Source organism: Herbivorax alkaliphila (genome assembly GCF_030848475.1).
GTDB lineage: Bacteria > Bacillota > Clostridia > Acetivibrionales > Acetivibrionaceae > Herbivorax.
The window spans coordinates 1-1,129 of sequence record NZ_JAVDDS010000139.1; the positions used below are offsets into that span (position 1 = coordinate 1).

General features: G+C 36.3%; 1 protein-coding gene. It reads left to right on the forward strand.

Features of this window, described 5'->3' with window-relative positions:
• Positions 1-114: 114 nt before the first annotated feature.
• Positions 115-1,129 (forward strand): IS110 family RNA-guided transposase (locus RBH29_RS17710; protein ID WP_306698337.1); only part of this gene is annotated, 1,015 nt, incomplete at its 3' end.

Sequence of the window (1,129 nt, forward strand, 5' to 3'; positions counted from 1 at the left end):
CATTCCTGTAATGAAGTTTTTTGACCTTTGAAAACAAAAGTACCCTCTGTTAAAATACTGTGTATAAGAGCCATTGCGAGTTCTTATCACTAATAACGAAAGAGGGTACATAACATGAATTATAAACAAAATGAAAAGATTCTTCAAGTAACAGAAAAAACTTTAGTAGTCGGAATTGATATTGCAAAGGAAGTACATTACGCCAGAGCCTTTAATTACAGACGAATTGAACTAGATAAGGTCATTTCATTTACCAATAATCAAGAAGGCTTCAAAAGCTTTAGGAACTGGGCTTTAGAGGTTATGAAGGAAAATGACCTTGATAATATAATAATTGGGTTTGAACCAACTGGGCACTATTGGTACAACTTTGCTGAGTTTTGTAGAATCAAAGATTTTAAATATGTAATGGTTAATCCGTACCATGTAAAAATTAGTAAGGAAATGGATGACAACAGTCAGACCAAGAATGACCGTAAGGATCCGAAAACAATCGCCAAACTAGTAATTGATGGAAGATACTTTGAAACCTATGTAGCAACTGGGGTTTACGCAGAATTAAGAAATATAGTTAAGATATATGAGCATGTAATTGGATGTAAAAGCGTAGTTGAAAACAAAATAATTCAGTGGCTAGATAATTACTTTCCTGAGTTTCCAACGGTTTTTAGAAACTGGGAATGTAAGTCGGCGATGATTACATTAAAGTCATTTCCACTACCGTCGATGATAGTAGAACTTGGTGAAGCCAAGGTGCTGGAGACATGGAAGAAGGAAATCAAGCAAGGTGTTGGGATGAAACGAGCACAAAGACTTTTGGTAGCAGCATCAGGGTCTGTAGGATGTACTGAAGGATTAAGGATGGGCCAAAAAGAGCTAGAATATCTGCTGAAGGAATATGAAATGTATTTGGAACAATTAGAAGAGATAAAATCTGAAATGGAAATTCTTCTAGTGCAAGTTCAAGGTGCAAAGGAAATTCTTGAAATCAAAGGAATTGGGATTGTAACGGCTACAGCTATTATTGCAGAAATAGGAGATATCTCAAGGTTTGAAGATGCCAGACAGATACAGAAGTATGCGGGTCTGAACCTCATAGAAAACAGCTCTGGGAAGCACAAAGGGCAGA